General features: G+C 50.7%; 21 protein-coding genes. 12 read left to right on the top strand and 9 right to left on the bottom strand.

Translation table 11 applies throughout. The features are described 5' to 3' along the window. Positions 1-3: 3 nt before the first annotated feature. From HOJ08_10800 to HOJ08_10765, 8 genes are all read left to right on the top strand, one after another. Entirely contained in the window at positions 4-1,395 is a 1,392-nt protein-coding gene (locus tag HOJ08_10800; protein ID MBT5673916.1) for an extracellular solute-binding protein, read from the top strand. A 33-nt stretch (positions 1,396-1,428) separates the two neighbouring features. Next, a complete protein-coding gene (locus HOJ08_10795; GenBank protein MBT5673915.1) occupies positions 1,429-2,520 on the top strand; it encodes an ethanolamine ammonia lyase-activating protein in 1,092 nt (363 codons plus the stop codon). Between the two features lie 22 nt (positions 2,521-2,542). Beyond that, a complete protein-coding gene (locus HOJ08_10790; protein MBT5673914.1) occupies positions 2,543-3,028 on the top strand; it encodes a YajQ family cyclic di-GMP-binding protein in 486 nt (161 codons plus the stop codon). 89 nt (positions 3,029-3,117) lie between these two features. Beyond that, entirely contained in the window at positions 3,118-3,651 is a 534-nt protein-coding gene (locus HOJ08_10785; GenBank protein MBT5673913.1) for a hypothetical protein, read from the top strand. Positions 3,652-3,910: 259 nt separating this feature from the next. Next, on the top strand, positions 3,911-4,933 hold the full coding sequence (locus HOJ08_10780) for an extracellular solute-binding protein (GenBank protein MBT5673912.1): 1,023 nt from the start codon (positions 3,911-3,913) through the stop codon (positions 4,931-4,933). Positions 4,934-5,038: 105 nt separating this feature from the next. After that, on the top strand, positions 5,039-6,736 hold the full coding sequence (locus HOJ08_10775) for an iron ABC transporter permease (protein ID MBT5673911.1): 1,698 nt from the start codon (positions 5,039-5,041) through the stop codon (positions 6,734-6,736). 33 nt (positions 6,737-6,769) lie between these two features. Continuing rightward, entirely contained in the window at positions 6,770-7,891 is a 1,122-nt protein-coding gene (locus HOJ08_10770) for an ABC transporter ATP-binding protein (GenBank protein MBT5673910.1), read from the top strand. A gap of 10 nt (positions 7,892-7,901) precedes the next feature. Continuing rightward, positions 7,902-8,825: an NADP-dependent oxidoreductase gene (locus HOJ08_10765; GenBank protein ID MBT5673909.1), complete on the top strand. Its 924-nt coding sequence runs from the start codon at positions 7,902-7,904 to the stop codon at positions 8,823-8,825. A 36-nt stretch (positions 8,826-8,861) separates the two neighbouring features. Here HOJ08_10765 and HOJ08_10760 read toward each other — a convergent pair whose 3' ends face one another. The 3 genes from HOJ08_10760 to HOJ08_10750 all read right to left on the bottom strand — a co-directional run bounded on the left by HOJ08_10760 (position 8,862) and on the right by HOJ08_10750 (position 11,658). Continuing rightward, positions 8,862-9,341, bottom strand: coding sequence for a cupin domain-containing protein (locus tag HOJ08_10760; GenBank protein ID MBT5673908.1), 480 nt, complete (start codon positions 9,339-9,341; stop codon positions 8,862-8,864). Between the two features lie 17 nt (positions 9,342-9,358). Then, on the bottom strand, positions 9,359-10,462 hold the full coding sequence (locus HOJ08_10755) for a mandelate racemase/muconate lactonizing enzyme family protein (GenBank protein ID MBT5673907.1): 1,104 nt from the start codon (positions 10,460-10,462) through the stop codon (positions 9,359-9,361). Positions 10,463-10,530: 68 nt separating this feature from the next. After that, entirely contained in the window at positions 10,531-11,658 is a 1,128-nt protein-coding gene (locus HOJ08_10750; GenBank protein MBT5673906.1) for a hypothetical protein, read from the bottom strand. A 241-nt stretch (positions 11,659-11,899) separates the two neighbouring features. Here HOJ08_10750 and HOJ08_10745 point away from each other — a divergent pair, with 241 nt between their 5' ends. Further along, complete coding sequence (locus HOJ08_10745) at positions 11,900-13,621, top strand: amidohydrolase family protein (GenBank protein ID MBT5673905.1); 1,722 nt, start codon at positions 11,900-11,902, stop codon at positions 13,619-13,621. 65 nt (positions 13,622-13,686) lie between these two features. On the opposite strand, the gene HOJ08_10740 is transcribed toward HOJ08_10745, so the two are convergent. The 6 genes from HOJ08_10740 to HOJ08_10715 all read right to left on the bottom strand — a co-directional run bounded on the left by HOJ08_10740 (position 13,687) and on the right by HOJ08_10715 (position 19,755). After that, positions 13,687-15,063 (bottom strand): extracellular solute-binding protein, encoded by a 1,377-nt coding sequence (locus HOJ08_10740; GenBank protein MBT5673904.1) that lies wholly within the window; start codon positions 15,061-15,063, stop codon positions 13,687-13,689. Between the two features lie 43 nt (positions 15,064-15,106). Then, a complete protein-coding gene (locus HOJ08_10735; GenBank protein MBT5673903.1) occupies positions 15,107-16,354 on the bottom strand; it encodes an aminopeptidase P family protein in 1,248 nt (415 codons plus the stop codon). Continuing rightward, positions 16,354-17,301 (bottom strand): VOC family protein, encoded by a 948-nt coding sequence (locus HOJ08_10730; GenBank protein MBT5673902.1) that lies wholly within the window; start codon positions 17,299-17,301, stop codon positions 16,354-16,356. The genes HOJ08_10735 and HOJ08_10730 overlap by 1 nt, the downstream gene beginning before the upstream one ends. Then, positions 17,298-17,777, bottom strand: a complete 480-nt coding sequence (locus tag HOJ08_10725; GenBank protein ID MBT5673901.1) for a VOC family protein — start codon at positions 17,775-17,777, stop codon at positions 17,298-17,300. The genes HOJ08_10730 and HOJ08_10725 overlap by 4 nt, the downstream gene beginning before the upstream one ends. After that, positions 17,778-18,614 (bottom strand): Rieske 2Fe-2S domain-containing protein, encoded by an 837-nt coding sequence (locus tag HOJ08_10720; GenBank protein MBT5673900.1) that lies wholly within the window; start codon positions 18,612-18,614, stop codon positions 17,778-17,780. 94 nt (positions 18,615-18,708) lie between these two features. After that, positions 18,709-19,755: an amidohydrolase family protein gene (locus tag HOJ08_10715; protein MBT5673899.1), complete on the bottom strand. Its 1,047-nt coding sequence runs from the start codon at positions 19,753-19,755 to the stop codon at positions 18,709-18,711. 121 nt (positions 19,756-19,876) lie between these two features. On the opposite strand from HOJ08_10715, the gene HOJ08_10710 reads away from it, so the two are divergent. The 3 genes from HOJ08_10710 to HOJ08_10700 all read left to right on the top strand — a co-directional run bounded on the left by HOJ08_10710 (position 19,877) and on the right by HOJ08_10700 (position 23,289). Continuing rightward, positions 19,877-20,611: a class II aldolase/adducin family protein gene (locus tag HOJ08_10710; protein MBT5673898.1), complete on the top strand. Its 735-nt coding sequence runs from the start codon at positions 19,877-19,879 to the stop codon at positions 20,609-20,611. Positions 20,612-20,619: 8 nt separating this feature from the next. Next, positions 20,620-21,732 carry a mandelate racemase/muconate lactonizing enzyme family protein gene (locus HOJ08_10705; GenBank protein MBT5673897.1) on the top strand — a complete coding sequence of 371 codons (1,113 nt, stop codon included), beginning with the start codon at positions 20,620-20,622 and terminating at the stop codon, positions 21,730-21,732. A gap of 72 nt (positions 21,733-21,804) precedes the next feature. Further along, positions 21,805-23,289: a UbiD family decarboxylase gene (locus HOJ08_10700; GenBank protein ID MBT5673896.1), complete on the top strand. Its 1,485-nt coding sequence runs from the start codon at positions 21,805-21,807 to the stop codon at positions 23,287-23,289. Positions 23,290-23,372: the final 83 nt, after the last annotated feature.

The raw sequence follows: 23,372 nt of genomic DNA, 5'->3' as shown, positions 1-23,372 counted from the left end.
AAAATGTTTTTAAAACGTGCCAATCAAATGTCTCTTGCCCTGCTGATTGCAGGCGGTGTTGCATGTAGCCCGGTTGTTGCTGCCCAATTACCAGCCCCGACCCAGGCTTTGCTTGAAAAGCTGAAGCTTAATCCAGAAATTCTTTCGGGGCTGGATGCCGAACTTGTTGTGCCGAAAAACTGGCTGGCCAACGCAAAAAAAGAAAAACCGCTTAAAATTCTGGGGGCTTGGGACCCTTCGCAATTTAGGAAACTCTCGGCCCCCTTTAAATTGCGCTACCCCGACATCCCCATCAGCTATGCCCGTGGTGGCCGGTATGACCGTGGGATTAAGCCTCTGCTTGCCCTTAAATCTGGCCGGTATCTGAGCGATATTATCATCAGCCCCGGTGGCGATTGGGTTCGTTTTAAAGACATCAACGCGCTGGAAGACCTGCGTGTGGTGCCAAATTACAAATTTCTTTCCAAAGACATGCGCGAAGAAAATGGATTGTGGGTCGGCCAAAAAGTAGCCCACCGTTGCATGGCCTATAATACGGACAAGGTAAAAAAATCAGAAATGCCAAAACGCTGGGAAGATTTGGTTGACGATCCCCGATGGCGCGGTGGGAATCTTGGGATTCCCAATCGGCCCAACCTGTGGCTTTCCATGTTGTGGCTGAAGAAAGGCCCGGACTGGGTTCAGAGTTTTATGCGTAAATTGTTCACGGTCGTGAAACCGCAATTGCGCAAAGAAGGTGCCAACGCCATGATCGGTTTGACCGTGGCAGGCGAATTTCATGCGACCGTTGCGGCCGCTGCGTATCGGGTTAAACAGTATCAGGACAGGGGTGCGCCCATTGCCTTTCATTGTCCGGTGCCCGTGCCGCTCGCCATTTCCATCATGATGGTTTTGAAAGATAACCCGCACAAATATTCATCGTTGATTTTTACCAACTGGTTTTTGTCAAAAGAAGGCCAAATTTCTCAATTTGGCGCAAACAGTGCGGTTCCTGTGCGTGCGGACCTTGCCAATCGCAAAGAATTTATTCCCTTCCCCGAAGAAGTGGCGGGCAAGCCCATTGCCATCCGGGATGAAGGCAAGCTGCGGTTGGAATATCCAAAACTGGTGAATATGTATACGCCGATGTGGCAGAGTGCCGGCGGGCCTGTGGAAAAGACAGGCCCGGCCAAAACTGTTTCCGTGGTCTTGACGGCCGTAAAACGGGGCGGGCGGATCATCTATTTCATGCACAAGGGTAAGAAAAAAACCGCAGGGATCAGTCGTCGGCGGACAGAAGTGACCTTAGATGGTAAAAATACAAGCCGTAAAAAATTCAAACCCGGCATGACCTGCAAGGTTACCTATCCCGGTGATGGAGCGCGGGCCAAAAAGGTCGCATGCAACAGCAAATAGCAAAAAAATAAACTTTATAAAGGAAGCCTGAAAATGACAGATAATTTCAATGCCCGTTCATCTGGGGATGCCGCAACAAAAGAATTTGTAAAGCCACCTGCATTCTATGATGCTTGGCAAGAAGGCGAAGGCATTCCCATCCATAAGGTGTTCCATGTTGAGAACATGATGGATGTGGAATTGGGGCATTGGAAACGCATGGGCGTGCCTGCGGCATTTGTCAATTTGGCTGATCCATTTCTGACCACGGCAATGATCGTTGAAATTCCGCCGGGTGGAAAAACTGAACCCATTACCCATATGTTTGAAACGTGGATTTTTGTCGTCGATGGTCATGGTGAGACGATCATTGAACAAGAGGGCACACCAACCAATGCCGTGCCCTGGCAGAAACGATCGCTGTTTGGGCCGCCGCTCAATACCCGCTATCAGCACGTCAATCTGGATTCAGACAAACCAGCGCGTCTTTTGATGGTGACCAATGCGCCGTTGACCATGAACCTCTATCACAATGAAAAATTTGTTTTTGATAATGATTTCGTTTTTGATGATCGATATGAAGGCGAAAACAGTTTTTTCAATGGCGAACATGAATACATTGGTGGTCGGGTAACGCGGGTTAATCTGATTCCCGATACGCTGGAATTCCAGCTTCTGCAATGGAAGATGCGGGGACACGGGGCCAAATCATTCCATATGTCCATGTCTGGTCACACCATGGCGTGCCATTTATCAGAATTTGCAGTTGGTACTTATAAAAAAAGCCACCGCCATGGCCCGGGGGCGCATGTTATTATTTTAGGCGGTGAAGGCTATTCCTTGTTGTGGAAAGAAGGGGAAGAACCAACCCGGGTGGATTGGTCTGAAAATTCCCTGTTTGCACCGCCAGAATGGTGGTTCCATCAGCATTTCAACACAGGGCCAAACCCTGCGCGGTATTTGGCATTGCGGCGCGGCGGCAGTCCAGAACATCCGCTGAAGATCGGCATGACTGGTGGTGGCGATGGCCCCGATCAGATAGAATATGATGATGAAGATCCTAAAATCTTTAATGATTATGAAGCCGAACTTAAAGGCAATGGCGTAGAAGTCCAGCAGCCGCGCCCTGAATACAATAAACCGTAACCAGCAACATTGAGGTTGGCTTATGCCATCATTCGATATCGTTTCCAGAACTGAACTTCCAGAGGTCGACAATGCCATTCAGGGGGCATTGCGTGAGGTTTCCACGCGCTATGATTTTAAGGGCAGCAATTGCACGATAGAGCGCAAGGACGACGTTATTACCTTGAATGCCGATGATGATTTGAAACTGAAGCAAATTCAGGAGTTGCTTAAGGGCTACTTGGTGCGCAGAAAGGTTGAACCGGGCGCATTTGACTTTGCCAAAGTAGAGGTGGCATCGGGCAATGCTGTGCGCCAAGTGGTGAATATCAAACAGGGCGTGGATCGTGAATTGGCTCAAAAAATCGTCAAGGCAATCAAGGGTTCCAAAATTAAGGCCCAGGTTGCCATTCAGGGCGATGAATTGCGTGTATCAGGGAAAAAACGTGATGATCTTCAGTCCGTGATTGATTTGGTAAAGGGCATGGGCCATGAACATCCGCTGCAATACCTGAATTTTAGGGATTAGCCCAAACGTTGGGGTTTTTTGAAGGTTTCTAAACTGCTGCAATATGGGCTATCATGGCCCCAAGAAAGTTCACTCTGATGGAGGATAAAATGGACGGTCAGAAGACAGAGGCGACATCGTCATACGTTGGAACATCACCGATTAAGGTGAATAAGCTTGGCCATATGGTTTACGTGGTTAGCGACATTGAACGTTCCGTCAAATTCTGGACTGAGGTCATGGGATTTCATGAAACCGATCGCAACGAACGTGGCATGGTTTTCTTTCGCTGTGCAGCGGACCATCATGCCATTGGCCTAGCACCTGGCAATGGCAAACCCCGTGCCGATTTTAAAGAATTCATGCAGGTAGAGCATCTGGCCATGGAGGTGGATAACACCGACATTTTGCTTAAAGCCCGCGATTTTCTAAAGGCGAACAATATCCCCATCGTGTTCGAAGGCCGGAAGGGTGCGGGGTGTAACATCGCCATTAATTTCCGTGATCCCGATGATTATGAATTCGAGATTTATTGCCAGATGGATCAAGTTGATGAATCGGGCAGCCTGCGGCCATCGGATCAATTCAGCCGGGCCAGTTCACTGGATGAGGCCATTGCCAATCCGCTGCCCAAAGGCTGGTAAGCAAGAAACAAATACCGAAAGGTGACGCATTTAAAACCCCCTGGCTTCTGCATATAACGGAAACCGGGGGTTTTTAATGATTAAAGGGGAAACCTCCAATAAATTCGCTCTTTGGTTGGAATGCTTGTTTGACAATCAGGGGGTGTGTTTTCCATAATGAAACACAATAAAAAAGAATCTAAAACGACAATAAGGGGAGAATGAAATGTTTAAATCATATGCTAAAAATGCTGCGTTTGCGCTGCTCGGTGCCGGGGCTATGACCCTTGCAGTGGGTTCTGCACCTTCGTTCGCAGCAGACCCGTCTTGGATGGATAAAGGTCTTTTGGCCAAAGCCAAGAAAGAAGGCGGCAATCTGGTTGTTTATGGGTCGATGAATGAAAGGGAGGCACTGCCTCTTTGGAAAATCTTCGACAAGGTAACCGGGCTCAAAACAGTTTATGTGCGGGCATCGGATGTCAAATTGATGGCACGGATCTCCGTGGAAAGACGTGCAAAGAAGCCGGGCTGGGACATTCTCCAGACCACAGCAGTGCACAAATTGCCAAAGAAATGGGTGGCCCAATACGAACCCCCTCTCGCCAAGGAAATTCCGGCCATCGCCAAGGATCCGAACAAGCGCTGGTATGGGGTGTATGCCAATTACAATGGCCTCGCTTATAACAGTGATAAGGTCAAGAAAGCCGATTTGCCGAAGACCTATGATGATTTTCTGAAGCACCCTGAATGGAAAGGCCGCATTGCCATCGATAAGGGTGACAATGAATGGGTTAAAGCCGTTTTTGATCATTACGGTGCAAAAAAAGGCGAAAAGCTTCTTCGTGCGATCAAGAGTAAGCTGCAGGTTAAAGTGACCCGAGGCCACGGTGCCCTTGCACGGAACACGGCTTCTGGCGAGCATCTGATTTCGCTGAACAACTACATCAACCTGAGCATTCGTACCAAGCTCAAGGGCAACCCCATTGACTGGTGGGTGATGGATCCTGTCGCTGTGTTTTATGGCCAGGTCGGTATCAGCTCTGCTGCGGGCAACCCTTCCGCTGCCAGACTTGGTGCAAACTATCTGGTTAGTAAAGAAGGGCAAACCCAACTCGCAAAGTCCGGCCGTATCCCAACCCGGACCGACGTGACGCCCAATCCCGCTAACGTTCTCGATATTATCAACAAGCGTAAAATCATTCCGGTTATCATGTCCGGGAAAGAGGACAAAAAGTGGAATAAAAAATTCAAGAAAATCTTCGGTAAGGGCCCGAAGAAGCGGAAAAAAAGAAGAAAAAAATAAAGTAATCGCGTTTCTTAAAGTAGCGGGGGCTGGTTGCCCCCGCTGTTTAAGTTGGGGGTATCAATGTCCAGCCTTCCTACAATCCCTATGAAAAAGAACGCTCTTATGCGTTTTTCTGAATGGCTGACCGTAAGCCGGTTTGTGATTATTGCCTGTGCGCTTTTGTGTCTTTGGCTGGTTTTTGTTCCACTGGCATCCCTTCTTTATGTTGCCTTTGCAGAAGACACCCCCGAGGGTCCCGGCGCATTTACATTTGATAATTTTATTAATGCCTACACAGTTGATCACCTGTGGAACCTTGTTGAAAATTCCGTCATCTTTGCGATTGGATCATCGGCACTGACCCTTGTGGTTGGTGTGGCAATTGCCTGGGTGGTTGAACGCACTGATGCACCCGGGCGAAGCATTTTTCACGGTCTTTCCCTGATCGCCTTTGCCATTCCGGGGCTAATCATTGCGATGGCCTGGGCCTTAACGCTCAGTCCGAATATTGGTTGGGGCAACGATGTGCTGAAAAGCATGTTCGGGCTCACAGAAGCGCCGTTTGATATTTTTACCATGGGCGGGATGATCTGGGTTCTATCATCCCATTATTTCCCACTAGCTTATCTTTTGATGGGGCCAGCCTTCCGGGTTCTGGATATCCGCATGGAAGAAGCCGCCGTGGTGTCGGGCGCTAAAAACTGGCAGGTGACACGACGGGTTACCATGCCTTTGTTAAAGCCAGCGCTGCTATCGACCCTTTTGTTGATCTTTGTCCGTGCCATTGAATCATTTGAGGTTCCCTTGCTGTTGGGTCAGCCCAGCGGCATCAATGTGTTTACAACAGAAATTCGAGATGCCATCGCAGAAGCGCCGCCAGAATTCGGCTATTCATCGGCTCTTGGGCTGACGTTGCTGGCGATCTGCATCATCGGCGTTTATTTTTATCGTCGCGCGACCCGCCATGCCGAAGCCTATGCCACCATCACCGGTAAGGGCTATATGCCAACGCCGCTTCGCCTTGGTGTCTGGCGTTGGCCGGTCACCATTATGACAGGGCTTGTGTTTGTTTTGGCTTTGGGCCTGCCGCTGTTTACGCTGGTCTGGCAGTCGTTCTACTTCAAGACGGTGCCCAATGTGGATTTGATCAAAGATTTTACACTGGAAAGCTACGTTTATATTTTGGAATACCCGGTATTCCTGAGCGGCCTTAAGAACAGCGCGATGCTTGGGGCCATGTCGGCGACCATCGTTGTGTTTCTGGGCTTCGTTATGGCCTGGATCGTGCAGCGCACGCGAATGAAATATGCCTGGACCCTGGATGCCATCGCGTTCATTCCCATTGCCATCCCCAGTGTGATCATTGGCGCATCCATTCTGTTTGCCTATTTGATCTTGCCCATTCCGGTTTACAACACGATCTGGATTCTCTTGATTGCCTACGTGACCATGTATTTGCCCTATGGCATGCGGTTTGCCTCTGGCGGCATGATCCAAATTCATAAAGAACTGGAAGAAGTGGCCGAGGTTTCTGGTGCCACATTAATGCAGACTTTCCGGCGTGTGTTGATGCCATTGATGTCGCCGGTGTTGATGGCGGCTTGGCTTTATATATTTGTGATGGGCGTTCGTGAATTAACAGCATCGCTGTTCTTGGCCGGCCCAACAACCCAGGTTCTGGGCACCATCAGCCTGACCCTTTGGGAAGAAGGGGGCAGCTTCGGTAATGTTGCCGCCATCAGTGTCATTCAAATTGTTCCGCTGGTCATGATCGTTGGCTTGATGCGGTATATGGAAAATAAAGTCTCCAAACGGGGTTAAGAACACCGGTTGGTTGCAAAGGAGTAAGACGTAATGCTGACCATTGAAGCGCTGGAGAAAACCTTCATTACCCGTGATGGTTCCACGGTGGCCGCCGTTGGTGGTGTGTCCCTGGAACTAGATACCGGTAATTTGTTGACGCTACTGGGCCCATCAGGGTGCGGCAAGACAACAACATTGCGGTCGGTTGCCGGATTGGAAAAACCCGATGCGGGACGCATCATCATTGATGGAACAATTGTGTTTGATGCGGCACAAAATATTAATGTGCCTGCAAACCGTCGGGGCATTGGCATGGTATTTCAAAGCTATGCCATTTGGCCGCATATGTCGGTGTTCGAGAATGTTGCTTTTCCTATGCGCGTTTCCCAGGACCAGAAATACACCAATGGCGAAATTGAAAAAATGGTCGCCCGTGCTTTGGAAATGGTTCGCCTCGAAGGTTATGAAAAACGTTCATCAACCCAGCTTTCAGGGGGCCAGCAACAGCGTCTGGCTCTTGCCCGTGGCCTTGTCCGTGAGCCAAAGCTTTTATTGCTGGATGAACCGCTTTCCAATCTGGATGCAAAACTGCGTGAACAAATGCGGTTTGAACTGAAGCGTCTGCAGCTGGAACTCGACATCACCACCTTGTATGTCACCCATGACCAAGGGGAAGCATTGGCGTTATCCAATGAAATCGCGGTTATGAATTCTGGCCATGTTATCCAACGCGGCGCACCTTATGATATTTATCACAAGCCAATTACAGAATTTGTTGCAGGCTTTGTGGGCTCCACTAATTTCCTGCGGGGTTTTGTCGAAAGTGCCGTCGCCGGGGATGGCATGGGAACTGTGGCCACACCCCATGGCATTATCCGCTGTTTGTTCTCAAAAAATGCATCGTTGAAGGATGATATTATTATTGTCATTCGTCCCGAAGACGTGGTCCTGTCTGATAAGGCACCGGCTGAGGGTGGCAATCATTTTGAGGGCAAGATTACCAACCGCATATTCTTAGGTGAAGTGATCGATTATCTGATTGAGGCCGGGGATGAAGAAATTCGCGTCCGGGCCAATCCGGAATGCGATTTTGAAATTGGTGCTATGGTTAATATCACTCTGCCCCCTGATAAATGTGTTGGCCTTGCCGAAGCCGGCGAAATCGCAGCTTGATTGATCTGCCATGAAGGCAATCCAAATCGATGAATATGGCGGACCGGAGGTGTTGCACTTCCGTGATGTTCTGGACCCTGTCGCGGGCCCCGGTGAAGTTGTCATCGACATTGCAGCTGCAAGCATTAACCCAGCAGATTGGAAGGTCCGCGAAGGCCAATACAGCAATGCAGACTGGATCACCTTGCCGCATATTCCCGGGCGCGACTTTTCTGGTGTTGTGCGTGTTGTCGCACCTGATGTAACAGATTTTCATCCAGGTGATGAAGTGTTCGGGGTAACCGATCAGGGTCAAGAAGGTGCGTGTGCCCAGGCCATTGCCATGAAAGCATCCATCATTGCAAAAAAACCAGATGCAATCAGCCATGCAGAAGCCGCTGCTATGGCGCTTGGTGGATTAACGGCACTGGTATCAATAGAAACCGCACGCCTTGATGAAGGTGAAACCATTTTGATCCATGGCGGGGCCGGTGGGGTTGGCAGCATGGCAGTGCAAATTGCCCATAATGTTGGTGCCCATGTCATTGTCACCGCCAGTGCCCAAAATCATGATTACGTAGGGGGTTTAGGGGCCGATGACGTCATCGATTATAACAGTGTTGATTTTGCGAAAGCTTGTCCGCCCTGTGATGTGGTGTTTGACACCGTTGGTGGGGATGTTCAGGCCCGTAGTTGTGCTGTTTTAAAACCTGGAGGTCGCCTTGTCCATATTGCGCGCGGGCCTAAAGGTTTTAAGGCACCGGGTAACGTGGAGGTTCTGCGCCCCGATGTTAAACGAAGCCGTGCCCTTTTAGATAAAGTGGCCCTTTTGGTGAATATGGGTGCACTGAAGCCACCTGAGATCAAAGCATTCCCCTTGGCCGAAGCAGCGCAAGCGCAGGAATTAAGCAAAACGGGCCATGTCCGGGGCAAAGTCGTTCTAATGATACGTTAGGCCTAGGCCCCGTTTGGGCTTTGTGGGTTTCTCCGTTTATTCGTAAAACTCACCTTCACGATAAACAATTTTTTCAGGACGTTTGTTTTCTGGCGTATGGGGATCAATCTGATTTCCCTCAATGCCAAGCCGTTTTTGGGGGTCGCCCTTATGGGGCATATTGGCGGCAATGCGCAAAACAACCAAAGGCTCTTCACCAGAATTTTTAAAACAATAATAAGCCCCATCGGGCAACATCAGCCCTTCGTTCCGGCCCAAATCCCAGGTGTCACCCTGGGCGCCATAAAACCGGGCTGTGCCTTGTAAAATAACGAAACTGTGGTCCTGATTGTGATGGGCATGCATGGCATTTTCGCCACCATTGGGTGAATAAACACGGATTTTAATCTGCATGTTTTCGGTTTCGCCCAACACCCATGATTTACTGCCTTCATCCACAAGCTGCGCCCGAAGTCTGAATGGGTCTGGCTTTGGTGCTTTATCCAAATCTGGCCGGCTATTTTCTATCTGGGTCATGATTGTCCTCCCAATTTTTATGGTTTTGTACGATACCGTTCAACGATGTCCATATCCATTTCAATCCCAAGCCCCGGTTTTTGGGGGACCATAAGATTGCCATCAACAAACGGGGCAGTGCCTTTAAGCGGGTCGGCCCCAAGATCGCAATAACGGTGTTCACACCAGACATCATCTTCCATGGCAGCGACAATGTGGATGGTCGCGATCAGGCCGGGACCGACGAATGGGGAATGGGGCATCACACGGATGCCTTTCGTTTTTGCATAAGCCTGGGTTTTCCAGACATCACTGATGCCGCCCAGTTTGACGACACTTGGCTGGATGAAATCTGCTGCATTTTCACCTGCCAGCCAATGAACATCCATGGGGTTTCCAAGATTTTCACCGACGGCCACAGGCACACCGCCTTCACAGCGGACCCGGGCAAGGCCAGCGTAATCATCGGGGGGTGATATTGGCTCTTCAAGCCATGTAAGGTTCAGGGGGCGCATCTGTTGCGCCATTGCTATGGCTTCATCCACAGTCCATGCGCAATTGGTATCAACCATCAATGAAACATCTGGGCCGATGGCCTCTCGTGCTGCGTTGGTGGCTTCAACCGTGCGTTCATGAAGTTTGATATGGCGGTAACCCCTTTCAAGGGCCGCATCACATATTTTGGATACCCGGTCTGGTTCGCCAAGCTTTAACAGGCTGGCATAGGCCGGCACATAATCTCTGGTTGCCTTGTCATTTAGCAGTTTCCAGACCGGCTCTCCCATGGCTTTGCCACGAATATCCCATAGCGCAATGTCAAGGGCAGAAACGGCAAATCGCGCAGGCCCGCCATGCATCATATTTTGCATTTTGCGTTTGATGGTGGTGGTCAGTTTTTCTATGTCGTCGACATCCTGACCAATGACCAATGGTGTCAGGGCATTTTCAATGGCAGAAATGGTGACCGGTGTGGTGGCAAAGCCAAATGCTTCGCCCCAGCCCGTGATCCCTTTGTCCGTTTCAACCCGAAGCAAAAGTGCGTCCATGGTTTCACGTACAGGGCCGGCACCCATAGGGGGCTTTGGTGCCCCATGTTCATAGGGCAGCTTGATCAAGATTGGCTCAATCGCGGTGATTTTCATCGGTAAAGACTAAACAAACACCCCCTCCGGCATAAGCCAGAGGGGGAAATTTGTTTAAACCCTGATGATCAGGATTTTTTCTTCTTTTTCTTCTTTTTCTTTTTCTTGCACTTCTTTGGTCTCTTGGAGAACTTTTTGCAGGCAAAGATGCGTTCTTTTTTGGCGACCCCAAGCAGTTTACCAACTCGGTCCAGAACGTCTGGGGAGTACTGGTACAACTTCTCGATCAGGGCTTCCATTTCCTGACCGGTCAGGGGATCAACGGAAAGACGAAGTCTGCCCATGTCTTTAAGGAATGCCTTGTCTTTCACCGTGTTGTTGAACCCAACCCGAAGGGCTTTAAGCCGATCAGGTGCGAGCCCCGGAGGTGCCGTGTAGGGACGGCCCATTTGCTGTGCCACACCAAAGAATTGATAGACCTTTTTATCACTGGCGCTAACCAGTTCCATGGCATTCGGCACATTGGGGAATTCCTTGTGCCGGGTCAGCGCGATTTGGGCGATGACATTGACTCTTTTCTTGATAAACCAATCAGGGTTTGATGCCTTCAATGTTGAATAGCCAAGACCGCAGATGACATCCACTTCGCCGCGTTCCAGCGCAAGTCTGGAACCCGTGGTGGAGTACCCAGCAATAACCTTGAATTTGGTACCGACACTTTGATTTAGCAACAATGGCACCGTCGCCGAATTACCGGACCGCCCCGTGGCCGATACGGTCAATTCCTTGCCGATGGCCTGCTTGATATTGGTGATTTTGCTGCGGGCTTTCCAGCTCACGCAAAGATGGTGGGTTTTGCCGATAGACCCAAGCCAGCCCAATTTTTTAACATCGAATTTTACCTTGCGGTTGCCCAAAAGGTTTTCATCGATCAAGGACTGATAGGTTGCCATAATAACGGAACCATCTTTTGGTGCCTTGTTGTAGACCCAGTTGGTTGCACGGATGCCGCTGGCCCCTGGCATGTTCTGGACCACAATGCGCGGGTTCCCGGGCAGGTGGTTTGTATAATGGCGTCCAAAGGCCCGGGTGTAGGTATCATACCCACCACCAGCCCCAGAGCCGACGACAATGCGAAGCCCTTTTACCTTGTAAAATCGTTCAAGAGATTGGGCGCTGGCATCACTGATTACCGCGCCCCCAATAGCAAGGATGCCCAGACAGGCAATTGTCCATGCACGAAGATTTTGAGACATGTTGTACTCTCCTTTAAAAAATGGCCGCCGCCCATTCAAGCTTGTCTATTGGGCCATTCATTGTGTTGTTTGGCGTTTACAAAGATAAGTTTACCAGTGAAACCCGGTCTGGCAATGGAGAGTCTGTCTATAATTCTTCAAAATCGGGAGTAATCAGAGAAAAAGCCCATATTGCTGCTGCGGGCAGGCTGTGGCTATGATGGTGCACAACGCATTTGGGACGCTCAGGATAGGAATTTACATGACGTATGATCTGATTATTCGGGGTGGCACCATTGCCGATGGCCGGGGCAATCCGCTGTTTGAAGCCGATATTGCTGTCATCGATGGAAAAATTGTCGAAGTGGGCTCGGTTTCAGGGCCAGCCAAAGAAGAAATCGATGCATCAGGCCTTTTGGTAACGCCTGGCTTCGTGGACATCCATTCCCATTACGATGGTCAGGCTATTTGGGATGAACGGTTGCTATCATCGGGGTGGCACGGGGTGACCACTACCGTTATGGGCAATTGCGGCGTAGGGTTCGCCCCCGTTCGTGCCGAAGATCGTGATGTTTTGGTGGAATTGATGGAAGGGGTAGAAGATATCCCCGGCGCTGTTCTGCGTAAGGGGCTGAAATGGGACTGGAATTCTTTTCCCGATTATCTGGATGCCCTTGAACGCCGCCGCCACGATATTGATATTTGTGCCTATCTTCCCCATTCGGCCATGCGCGTCTTTGTTATGGGGGAACGGGCAGTGCGCCGTGAACGCGCAACGGATGAAGATATTGCTGAAATGCGCCGCCTGACAGTAGAGGCAGTGAAGGCCGGTGCCATGGGGTTTTCCACCTCTCTATCGCGTAATCACCGCACAAAAAAAGGCGAGCCCATCCCATCCATGGGGGCAAATGCAGATGAATTGTCGGGCATCGCCCTTGGCCTGACCGATGCGGGCAGGGGGGTTCTTCAAATGATCCTCAATCTTGGCCCTGAAGATCGCGAAGAAGAGTTTAAAGTTGTCCGACAAATGGTCACGGAATCAAAACGCCCGTTGTCGCTCACGGTGTTGCAGAGAATCAGGGACCCGGAAGGCTGGCGCGATACGATGGAAATGATCGATGGGTTGTCCGAAGAAGGCTATCCCGTTTACGCCCAGACCATTCCCCGGCCATTGGGCACGCTGTTTGGTCTGGATATGGAACGCCATCCTTTCTGCTTCCACCCCTCATACAAAAAAATTGCCGAAGAACCTTTGGAAAAAAAGGGCGCCATCATGCGCGATCCAGATTTTAAGAAAAAATTGCTTTCAGAATCTGCAGATGAAAAAAATGAAACCGTGGTTAAACGGGTCCAGAATTTTGATTTCATGTTTCTATTTGGTGACCCACCCAATTATGCACCGGATCGTTCAACCTCCATTGATATGCTGGCAGAAGCGGCAGGGCGTGATCCATTCGATTTTGTCTATGATTATCTATTGGAAGATGATGGTCACAGCATGCTGTTTGCGCCCAATTCAGGCTATGGACACCATAACCTTGAAGGCTGCAAGGAACTGATCCAGCATCCCCGCTCTGTGGTCGCCGTCAGCGATGGCGGTGCCCATGTTGCCCATATTTCCGATGTCAGTTTTTCAACCTTTATGCTGAGCTATTGGGGCCGCGACCGGGGCGAAGACGCGCTTGATATCAGCTGGCTGGTAAAGCGAATAACCAGCGACACCGCTGCCGTGGTCGGGCTTTTGGATCGGGGCATGATCGATGTTGGCTTTAAGGCTGATTTCAACATTATTGATATGGATCGTTTGGAGATTGAACGGCCCTACATGGCCAATGACCTGCCCATGGGGGCAAAGCGTTTGTTGCAGCGGGCGAAGGGATACGTTGCAACGATTGTGTCCGGTGTGCCGATTTATCGCGAAGGCGAGGAAACCGGACACCTGCCCGGAAAACTGGTGCGCGGCGTTCAACCCGTTCCCAATTAATCTTTTTCATCTTTCCAATAAAAAACCCCCGGACCAAATGGCCCGGGGGTTTAGTTTTATTTACGTTATTTGCAATTAATTCTTTTGGCTTCTTCCTTGTCGCCGGGATAGGTGAATTTGCATTTCATCCCAACCTTCAATTGTTTGCGCCCGGCTTCCTTGCCCTTGACGCTAACTTCTGTCCGGCTGCCTGAAACCTTGACCGTATGGGATTTGCCTTTGACCTTGAAGACCACATATCTGGCACCACGCTTTAATCTGGTGATGGTGGAGTCAACGGTAACAAGTTTCATGCCCCGACCTGAAAACCAGAGTGGGTCCCAAACCCGCAATAGCTTTGGCAGATCGCTTTCAAGAACTTCCGGATCGCGAAAGGCGATTTTTTTGCCGACGATTTGATCGGGGAAGGTCAGGAATTCCTTGGTTTGAAGATCGCGATGAACCGGGGGTGCCAGGTTTGATGCGAATTGGCTGATTTGCCCCTCTTTGGATAAAAACCAGTTGATAAACATCAATGCAGAATTTTTACGCTTGCTGCCGCGCATAACGACCATTTCTGAAATGGACAATGGCACGGGTTCCGGGCAATGCCAGCCAACCGGGGCACCTTTTTGAATCATCTGACCGGTGCGGTAAGCGGCGGACGGCAGGGCCGCATCAAATTCTCCGGCAACAGTCAGGCCGATCAGGGCATTCATGCCCTCTTTACGCAATTGAGGATTAACGACGTGAAGAAGATCTCTCGCGTATTGGGTAGCCCACTTTCGGCCCTTGGTTCCCCAAAGCCCGATTAGCCAGAGGTTAGGCCGATTGCCAAGACCAATTTTTTTGTTATGCCAGCGCTTGTCGGTAATCAGGTCATCCCAGGTTTTAGGCAGTTCTGCTTTCTTAACCCGGTCCGTGTTGTAAGACATGCACCAGTAACGCAGTCGCTGGCCGATCCATAGGCCCTTTGGATGTTTCATTCCCTTGGGAACATTCTTCCAGTTGGGAACAGATGATAAATTCTCAATGGCATTCAGGTTGCGGAACAAAACGAATTTTGCCCCAACGCCTGAAATGATGTCGTTGATGATCCGCCCGTTCTGATATGCGATCAGGGGTTTGATCACGCGGTCATGGCGTGTGGCCCGGGCATAACGGACATCGATGAAAGGAAAGCGTTCTTTAAATGGGGCAATCAGCTTGCTGAATTGATCGGAATCCCAAGTGCCGCCAATTTTCAAACGGCCCTTTTCCTTTTTTGCAGCCGCCAGCATCTTGGCGGGCATCTTTGCCTCTTCTTCCAGTCCCTTTAACAAGGCTGGGGGAAGTTTAAGTTTGGCAATAATTTTTTGGGTTGATTTGGGCAGGTCGGCAGCCCCGGCTGAATAGGAAAGCACGGAGAGCGTCGCTGCTGACACAATCAAAGCTGTTCCAAGGATGGCGTTCACTTGTTTCATTTAATCCTCCCATTTATTTATAATTTTCACTCATTGTGTCATGTCACCCAGAAATGGCAAGCCCGTGTGATCGGGTGCCCAGGCGTTTCCCACCTTCTGGCGTGATAACGATTGTATCGCCCCAGGTGCACAGTGATGTGCCGTCTTCGGTCATGATCGAGGGTTTGAATACGGCGGTCATATTGGCTTTTAGCGCATAACCCATATCCCGGGCTTCGCGGGCAGAACCGGTAATAATGGGGCCGTCGTCGCCGGCACCCTTGCCATGCATGGTCAATTTGGCCCTTGCCCCGGCACAGGGGCCTTTTTTAGGGGCCATGCGTGCAACGATTGAATCGGTCAGGTCGGATAGAACGCCAAGGTTTGTGCCGGGCTTGATCGCGGCCAGAACGTCATGAAAGACATCGTGTTGAATTTTGATCAATTCTTCATGGATGGGGTTGGCTTTTTCGACAAAGACGGGCTGCACGCATTGGGCCTGATAGCCAATCCAGCATGCTTCCAGCTCGTTAATGATCAGATCACCGCTTTCCAGCTTTCGAAAGGTTGGTCGGGTCAGGGTCCGGATAACATTTAGCCCCGATATCCAGTTGCAATGAATGGGGGCTTCGGACCCGGCCTTTAACAGCCCATATTGAGCTGCGGCCCAAACTTCCCAATCAACTGCACCAACGCGCGCTGCTGCAATCTCGGAAATGTAGCCTTGTTCGATTATTTCCACGGCGCGTCTCAGGCAGGCGACTTCTTCATCGCTTTTTACGTCGCGCACGGTGGCCAGAATATCTGTGGCATCAACAATTTCCGCGTTGGGATAGGCCTCTCTAATTTGTTTCCAGGTGCCATGCATGATCAGGCCTTCGGGGGAACGGGTGCCGCCAATTTCGCCAAGCCCTGTAATGCCGATGCGGTTATGGGTCAGGTCTAACTCGCTTAGGCGTTCCACCATGACACGGCCGTAATTGCGCCGTGCTTCGCGTATGTCTGTGGTCCAGTCTTGAACATTCGGCAGCCAGCGCGGTGTTGCCGATGTGGCAATCACGGTCACGTCACCTTCCAATGGGAAGACGGCAGCGATATCGGCATCTCCACCGCCGCCACAATGGGTGAGGTAGCGGGTATCGGCCTGAAAATCCATGGAATGCCCAGTGTTTTGCGGGGCAATGATAACGTCGATGTTGTGCTCAGCCATCAATGCGCGAACGGCTGCCCAGCGTCGGTCGCGCTCAGCGATAGAAAACCGTGGCAAAAAATATGGCGCCTGAGGTTCTGGGAACGGGCTTTTGTCGACCATCAGCTATCCTTTTGGCACCACAGTTCAAGAAAATTACCGCAAGGATCACGGAAATAAAGCGCAGTGCCATTGCCAATATCTTCGGGTCCAAGAAAATTCCCCTGGCTGGATTTAAGATTTTTAGCCATATGGTCAAGGGCTGCGCGCGATGTTTTGTAGGCAATGCGTGGCGTGCCTTTGATTTTATCCGTTGATGGTTCCTGTTCATGGGAAAGGGCGAGATAAAGTCCCAGTGCCGTCGATCCCATTTTCAGGAATACCTGCATGTTTGGTCGGGCAACAGCGCGGCCTTGGCCGGGTTTTCCGCCGGGAATATCGCGATAGCGCTGATCCAGGCGCCTAGTCCCCGGCGCCATATCTTCTTTGCCATCTTTCCAGACCTGAGCCCGGATATAATCTGATGTCTTCCAGCCAACCCGGTGATCAACCTGAAAGCCCAGTTGATCGATATAAAATTCTTCGGCCCATTCAAGGTCAGATGCCTGAATGGCCCCATGATCCAGCCCTAAAACGCCTTGTTCCCTATCGGATGAGGCATCAATCACGATCTGTATGCGGTTGCCATCAGGATCGGCGAAATAACAATTATCATCTAATTCTGCTGGACGGTCTTCGTGATAGTGCTCAATGGGGATGGCGTCCCCGTTGAGGGATTGGCATATGGCATCGCGGGCATCCGCACTGGCGCGATAGGCCAGATGAACGCCCGTGTCTGGAAAACATCGCGGTGTCGCACGTTCAACCAGAACAAGCATCTGGCCAGAGGGGCACTGCAGGGCCATGGAACGTGACCCGGACAAATCATCAGGCAGCGCATCGTGCGGCGCGTTACTCAGCCCTAAATATTTTTTATAGAACCCAGCCGATGCTTCAATGTCTGAAACTTCAATGATGGCAAAGGCAATACCCTCAATGATGGGCTCATGAATTGATGTTCTCTGGGTCAAATGCCTCTCCCGCCATGGCCCAAAGCCTGTACTTCGTTATACGGGGTGTCTTCATCGCGTCGCCAGATAATTTCCAGGAAATTCCCCGTTGGATCACGGAAATAAACGGATTCTCCAAAAGGTCCCTTTTCCGGATGGGCTTTCGGGCCTTCGAACGGAACCGCGTGGGTTTCAAGGCGTTCAATAATTGTGGCGAACCGTGCTTTTGGAACACAAAATGCGTGACGGGTACGGTTGGCCCCATGGATTATTTTTTTATCTGGGATGGTCATCCAGTCTTCGCTGAGCATGACCGCGAACAGGTAATCATCAAGCACCAGCGTGGTATGGATGGACCGGCCCCGAAGCGCATCCTGGGTTTTGAAATTTACTCGGCTGTGGGTTTCAGCCCCCAGAACCTTGCAATAAAAATCTTCTGCTTCCTTAAGGTCATGGACACAGATGCCACTGTGGGAAATGCTTTCAACATCTGCCATTTATTGTGTCCCATCTCTCTGTTCGGGCTCAATCGCCTCAAGGCCGTTTGTGTTGAACTGCGCCCCTGCCTTGGCCGGAACGGCTTGGCTTTCGTCATAGGCTTCACGATTGTAAAACCGGGCTGTATCAACCGTGATGGTGCCGCCATCATCAATAAACAGGGGATGCAAACGCATGGGCTTGCATTTCATGTGCCCGACGTAACATCCCGTTTGATCATATTTTGCACCATGAAATGGGCAGTAAAAATGCCAGCTTTCTTTCTGCCAGATGGTTGCGCCATTTTTGTGGGTACACCACATGGAAAACGCAAGGAAGCCAACATCTAGCCGGTTCAGGAAAAACCGCCCTTTGCCAAACGCCGTGACTGAACCAATGGCAAAATCATCGATCTTGCCACAGGTCATCATGCCCGCACCCGATGGCAAAATGTCAGTTGCTTCATCCCCAAAAGCCTGAATTTGGTATCGGTTACCATCGGGGTCATGAATATCCATGTTGTATTCCCCAACGGCCCGGAAATTTTGGCGCGGATCAATGCCGGTTTCAAACCCTAAGGATTCAAGCCGATCACGGGCATTTTTGAACTGTTCCGGGGTCAGCAGCCAGGCGTGATGGATGGACCCACCTGAGCCCGGGTATGGGGGGACTTCATCAACCTCAATCAACAAGACCCGCTGTCTGGTGTTGGTGGCCAATAGGGTATTGGGTCTGTCTTCACCCACCAGGTCGCGGCCAAGAACATCCAACCCGATCACATCCCGGTAAAACGCTTCGGATTTATCAAGGTCTGAGACCTCAACCACCAAATGGCTGAAAGCACTGTTGGATTCCATGCTTGTCCGTTTCTCCCTTTTGGCCCTGCAGGATTAGGCCAGCTATTGTTTTTCAAAATGATAGCGATTATGCGGCACCTTGAAAAGATGTGCCCTAAATTGCGTATAGGTTCGCTGGATTGGTTTCCAGAATTTTTTTGACGCTTGCTTTGTCCAGATCACCATCGCTGCTCATGCGCTGGATGGCTTCAACCTCTGTGGCTGTATCGCGGTGGCCATAATCGGTGCCAATGATCAGGTTGTAATCGCCAACTTCACCCATCAGCCATTGTAAATCATCGGTCTTCTGGGTGGTGACGAAAAAATTGTTGTCCCCCAGCGGATCGCTATACATGGGTTTTCCCTTTCGGTTGAGCCTGATTTTTGCTTCACCAAGAACGTAAGGCACCCATTGGGCGCTTGCTTCAATAAAGGCCCAGCGCAGGCCGGGGAAGCGTTGGGGAATTTCATCTTCTAACAAGGCATTGAAAGCCCCGATAACGGGAAATTTAAACAGCATTAAAGAGGCACCTTGGAGGGTGTCGTGTACGGCAAAGCTGTTGGTTCCGGCATGAAGACAAATGGCCAAGTCTAAATCCTGGGCAATTTCCCATAGGGGAAAGAAGAAACGGTGCGACAACACGCGTTCGCATTCAAGGCCGCGCATGAAAATGCCGCATGCCCCATTTTCTTTACAAAAGGCCAATTCATCGCGCATTTTTTCAGTATCGGCCAGAGACAAAAGCGGCGGCACGGCTACCCAGCGCAAGCGGTTGTTTGAGCGTGACCAGATATCAGCCATCCAGCGGTTATAACTGCGTGCCAGTGCATAATCGGTGTCGGGTTCAATGGTCAGGGGGCGCAGGAACAGGCTTGGATAAATGACCTGAATATCGATTCCGATCTCATCCATATGGGCAAGCCTGACATCAATATTGGCCATGTCCCGAGCGGCATCAGGCACGTCTTTGCCAACATTGCTTTTGGATTGCAACCGACCATCGATGACCCAGTACTCCATGCGCATGTTGGGTTTTAATGGCGCGCCATCGGTTTTATCGCGAAGGAATATTTGCGGGCGTAAATCTTGTTCATGTTCTTCCATATAGGACCAAGTCTCGGGCGTCTCCGTGACATGGGCATCGGCATCGATAATGGCCATAATCGCTCCCTTGCAATTGTTCGCCATGACAGGGGTTCTTGTGCTGCCCCATAGGGTGTGAAATCATCGGTAATACACAGCGTGCTGGATGGTATCACGAAATTTGAAACAGGGAAAAGTGATGGCCGAAAATTTAGTTGATAATGCCTCTCAAGTTTTGGAACCGGAATTAATTTCTGAGCTGGATAAATTGGCCCTTGCGTGCCGCATTCTTGAGGCTCAGGGGCATGGCAGTCGCACCCTTGGGCATGGGGCATTACGTGACCCGGATGGAAAAGGATTTTGGATCAAACGATGGGGGATTGCGTTTGATGAGGTTCAAGATTGGCGCGATTTTATTTTGTTGGGTTTTGATGGCAGGCAATTGTTTGGTGATGGCAAGCGTCATAGCGAATGGCCGATCCATGCAGAAATTTTGAAACGCAGGCCTGATTTTAATGTCTCGTTTCATTCCCACCCGTTTTATGGCCGTGTTTTTTCCGCTGCCGAAGAACCGCTGCAGGCGGTATCGAACCCCGGGAATTATTTCAAAGCACCACCGCCCAGGTATACCGGGACATCGGAACTGGTGCGCAAGGTCAGTGTCGCCACAGAGGTTGCAGAATGCATGGATGGCCATGATGCAATTTTTCTGCGCAATCATGGCGTTGTGTTTTGCGGTGAAACCATTGCCCGGGCATTAATTGTTGGCGTCCAATTAGAAGAAGCCTGCAAGGAACAGCTGACCATCCAGGCATCTGGCATACCATGGTCATGGCCCGATGATGAAGAACGCGCGCGCAAAAAAGGCGATGGTGCATCAACTGAATCTGTCGAGCTTTATTTTGATTACTTTGCACGTCGCCTTGGGAAATAGGCTGGGTTATGGCTGATCGTATTGCGGCAATCGAAACGCTTTGTCTTGAATTACCCTATAAAAAACCAGTGCATTTCCATTCTGTAACCGAAGATGCGGGCAAATATGTGTTGCTGCGTATCTTCACCAAAGATGGCGCCGAAGGCATCGCAGAATGCATCAGCCGTATGCCCCAGACCGGAGATACACCGGCCACAATTATCAAAGCCATAGAGACACATTTCAGTCCGGCGCTTTTGGGCGGAGACCCCCTTGGTCGTGCCGGTTTAATCCAGCGCTGTGGCGGGGTTTTAGATGCCGCGTGCCGGGCGGCCCTCGGCCTGGTGGATGTTGCCCTTTTGGATTTGGAAGGGAAACTTCGGGGGATGCCCGCCTGGAAGGTGTTGGGTGGAACGGTTACCCCCCCACCGGTTCCCGTAACCTGGATCGTCCATGGAAATACCGTGGCGGAACAGGTGGCAGAGGCTGAAAAGGCCATATATGAAACCGGGTTTTCGGCGTTAAAGCTTAAAACCTGGAAACGGTCTCTGGAAGACGTGGATATGGTGCGCGCGGTGCGTGCAGCCGTGGGGGACGATTGCATTATCTGGGTCGATGCCAATGGCAGCTATCTGGAAGATGAGGCTAGAGCCATTTTGTCGCAGTTGGAAAAATACGGGGTGTCCTTTATTGAAGACCCCTGTGCGCCATCAGATTTGGATTCTATGGCGGCGCTTGCCCGGGATTTGCCCATCCCTGTGCTGGGTGATGAAATCACGGGCAATTTTGAGGATGCAGAAAAACTTGTCCAAGGCCATGGGGTAGGCGGGGTCAGTGTGAAATTGCGCCGCACCGGCATCATAGAATCGCTTAAGATCATCGACATGGCTGAAAAATCCGGGGTGCCAGTTACCATTGGCACGGATTCAGAATCGCGCATCGGTGCATTGGCCCGCATTCATTTGCGCGCGGCGTGTTCCCATTTGGCCCCATGGCCCACGGAAACCCATTTTTTTCATAAATTGGCCAGGGATGTCTTCGATGGCGAATTCATTTTTGAAAAAGGGGCCATCAAGGTGCCCGATGGACCGGGGATCGGGGCGTCCATTGATTTGAAAAAACTGGAAGAATTCAGAATTTGAATGACACCTGAAAGTGCCCGGATGGACGGGGGGGGGGAAAGACAGTTAGGATAAAAAAATGGTGAGTTTGATATGTCTTTAAACAATGAAGAAACGATGCGCCTTGAGGCATTGGGTGATTTACGCCGGTGCCTGGAATTGGCAGAAAGTATCGATGATTTGCAACTGGTCGAAGGGGCTGATCCCGATCTTGAAATCGGTGCGTTGTATGAATTGAGCCTCGAAGAAGAGGCCCCGAAGGTTCTGGTCTTTGATAAAATCAAGGGCTATCCCGAAGGTTACCGCGTTGCGGTCAATGTTCGATCCTCCAAGGTTTTTTATACCGGTGAAGGCCTGGAACTGGTGCAGAGCTATCGCAAACACCGCCGCAAACACAGTGATCCCATCCCGCCGAAAATGGTTGAGACCGGCCCAGTTTTTGAAAATATCATGGAGGGTGCAGAGATTGATTCTGCGGCTTTCCCAGCACCAAAATGGCACCAAGATGATGGTGGGCGCTATATCGGTACCGAATGTATGGTTATTACCCGTGACCCTGATAGTGATTGGGTGAATGCCGGGACGTATCGGGTGGAAGTGAATGACAAAACGTCGCTGTGTCCGTTCATTGAAACGGGCAAACACGGCGATGTTATCCGTAAAAAATATTGGGAACGGGGCGAAGACTGCCCCATGGTCATCAGCGTTGGTCAAGCACCGGTTTTGGGTGCGGCGGCTGCATCCACGGCACCGGAAAAAGTTTCAGAATTTTCCATTGCCGGTGCCAGGATTGGCAAAGCAATCGAACTGGTGACGGGCAAACACACCGGCATTACATTCCCTGCCGATGCAGAAATTGTCTTCGAAGGGTTTATGCCGCCTCCGGAAAAGCGATCTGCCGAAGAAGGCCCCTTTGGGGAATGGCCGGGGTATTACGCATCCAACTCGCGCCCCGAACCGGTGTTTGAAATCAAGGCAATCTATCATCGCAATAACCCCATCATTGTAGGTGCCCCACCCATGCGCCCCGTTCTGCCCGGGTTTTGGTACGGTACGGGGGGGTCTGCCCACTTCCGCTCAGCGGCCCTTTGGGATGAATTGGAAGCAGCGGGTGTGCCCGGTGTTAAAGGCGTTTGGACCATGCCGGGCGGAGGACCGCGCTTTATTCGCGTGGTTTCCATTGAACAAATGCATGCCGGTCACGCCAAAATGGCGGGGTTGGTTGCTGTTGGTTCGGGGTCCGGCGCTTATCTTGGGCGTATGGTGATTGTGGTTGATGATGATATCGATATTACCAACCCAGCCGAAGTGATGTGGGCCTTGGCGACCCGTTGGGATCCCAAGACACAGACTGATATTATTGATGGGTGCTGGACAGGTTACATTGACCCCATGTTGCAACCCGATCGCCGTGAACAAGACAATATGACCAACAGCCGCATCATTATGTATGCAGTTCGTCCATGGCATTGGAAGGATGAATTCCCTAAGGTCAACGCCATTTCCCCAGAGTATGCCGAAGAAGTTCGCACCAAATGGAAGGGGAAACTTAAATTTCTCTCCAATGATGAGTCTTGATCTTATGGGTCCTTATGGTGGGATGCACAACCTAGGCGTTTGTACTTAAACTCTCTTAAAACTTTATACTTTTTACCTATCAA

It is taken from the genome of Rhodospirillales bacterium (genome assembly GCA_018666775.1).
GTDB lineage: Bacteria > Pseudomonadota > Alphaproteobacteria > SMXQ01 > SMXQ01 > JABIXC01.
This window is presented reverse-complemented; position numbering and strand designations above follow the sequence as displayed.